Consider the following 2,227-nt stretch of genomic DNA (forward strand, 5'->3'; position numbering starts at 1 on the left):
AGACCGACAATTGGAATCTGCACATGCCGCATCCGCTCGACAGCTTCTTTGCACCCGCCAGCATCGCGCTGATCGGTGCTTCGCGCGATCACGAGAAGATTCCGGGGCGCCTGCTGTCGATGTTGCGCAAGAACGAGTATCCCGGAAAAATCTATCCGGTGAACCCGAACTACGCCGAGATCGACGGCCTCATTTGCTACAAATCGATCACCGACATCGGCGCGCCGGTCGATCTCGCAATCATCCTCATCCCCGCCCGCGCGGTGCTCGCCGCGCTCGAACAATGCGCCGCCGCCGGCGTGAAGAACGCTGTTATCATCTCCTCCGGCTTCGCCGAGGAGGGCGGGGAGAGCGCGGCGATGCAGGACGCGATCGCGGGGCTGGCGAGGCGCACCGGCATGCGGATTTCCGGTCCGAATGCCGAAGGCTTTTTCAGCCAGAAGCAGCGCGTGGCGGCGACGTTCAGTCCCGCCGTGGACGTCAAGCCGAGCGTGGTGCCGCTGGTCGCCACGACGAAGCGGATCGGCATCGTGGCGCAGAGCGGCGGCATCGGCTTTGCGTATTATCACCGCGCCAGTGCGCTCGGCATTGCCGTGAGCTATGTCGTCAGTGCCGGCAACGAATCCGATCTCGGGGCCGGCGAGTTTCTGGATTACATGGTGCAGAACGCTTCAACGGACGTGATCCTGCTGTTCATCGAAGGCATTCGCGACGTCGACAAGTTTCTCGCGGCAGCGCGGCGCGCCGCCGAACTGAAAAAGCCTGTCATCGTCACGAAGGTCGGCCGCTCCGGCGCCGGGATGCGCGCGGCCGCCTCGCACACCGCGAGCATGGCCGGATGGTCGGCGGCCTACGACGCGGTGTTCGCCAAATATGGCTTCATCGTCTCCAACGATCTCGACGAGGCGCTGACGATCGCAGCTGTGCTTGCGAGCAATCCGTTGCCGAAAGGCGATCGCGTCGCCGTGGTCACCGTCTCCGGCGGCGCCGGCATCTGGGGCGCCGATGCCGTGGCGCTGCAAGGCTTGCAGGTGCCGGAGCTCTCCGAAAAAGTCCAGGCGGAGATCAGCGCGCTGATGCCGTCCTACGGCACCGCGCGCAACCCGATCGACGTCACGGCGCAGGGCGTGACCTCGGGCGGCTTGCAAAAGAGCGTCGATGTGCTCACCGCGTCGGACGAGATCGACGCAATCCTGATCGTGCTGTCGCTGTCGAGCGACGTCCGGAAGCCCTTCAAGGAAGCCGAGCTGACGCCGGTGCTGGCCGCGCAGCACAAGCCGGTGGTGTTCTATTCCTACACGGTACCGTCCGATTTCGCGCGGCGCGAGCTTGCCAAATCCGGCGTCGTGGTGCTCTCCGGCCTCACTTATGTCGGCGTCGCGATGCGGCAGCTCGTCGATTATGCCACCTTCGAGCTGCAGAGGCCCGCGGACGGGGCGCAAGTCCCCGCGCGGGACATCTCAGCACAGCTGAAATCGCCTGCGCTCTCGGAAGCCGACAGCAAGACATTGCTCCGCGCCGCCGGCATCGCGCTGCCGGATGAAGTGCTGGTGAAGGACAAGGGCGAGCTCGATGATGCCGTCGCCCGCGTCGGCTTTCCGGTGGTGCTGAAGATCCAGTCGCCGGACATCGCGCACAAGAGCGAGGTCGGCGGCGTGCGCGTCAATATCACCACAAAGGGCGAAGCGTTTCTGGCGTTCGAGGCGCTGCTCAACAATGTGCGCCAGCACAGGCCTGAGGCGGCCATTCAGGGCGTGCTGGTCTGCCCGATGGCGAAGCAGGGTGTCGAGATCATCGTCGGCACCATGACAGACGCGACGTTCGGGCCGATGGTGATGGTGGGCCTTGGCGGCATCACGACCGAATTGTTCCGCGACGTCGTCTACCGCCCGGCGCCGGTCAGCGCAGAAGAAGCCGGCACGATGCTGGCGCGCTTGAAAGCCGCGCCGCTGCTGACGGGATTTCGCGGGGCGGCGATGGCGGATGTTGCGGCGGTGTCGCAGTTGATCGCGGACATTTCCGTGCTTGCCGCGCAACATGCAGAGGAGATCGCGGAGATCGAGCTCAACCCGGTGCTGGTGCACGCGGAAGGGCAGGGCGTGACGATCGTGGACGCGCTGGTGGTGGGGCGGAGATCATCCCTCTCCCCTTGTGGGAGAGGGTGGCTCGCCGCGAAGCGGCGAGACGGGTGAGGGGTCTCTCTCCACAAGCGCAAGAGAATGGCTTT

Annotated in this window: 1 protein-coding gene; it reads left to right on the forward strand. The window is 65.2% G+C overall.

Features of this window, described 5'->3' with window-relative positions:
• The first annotated feature begins 23 nt into the window (after positions 1 to 23).
• Positions 24 to 2,192 (forward strand): acetate--CoA ligase family protein, encoded by a 2,169-nt coding sequence (locus IVB13_RS35640; RefSeq protein WP_247492276.1) that lies wholly within the window; start codon positions 24 to 26, stop codon positions 2,190 to 2,192.
• Positions 2,193 to 2,227 lie beyond the last annotated feature (35 nt).

It is taken from the genome of Bradyrhizobium sp. 17 (assembly GCF_023073515.1).
Classification (GTDB): domain Bacteria; phylum Pseudomonadota; class Alphaproteobacteria; order Rhizobiales; family Xanthobacteraceae; genus Bradyrhizobium; species Bradyrhizobium canariense_D.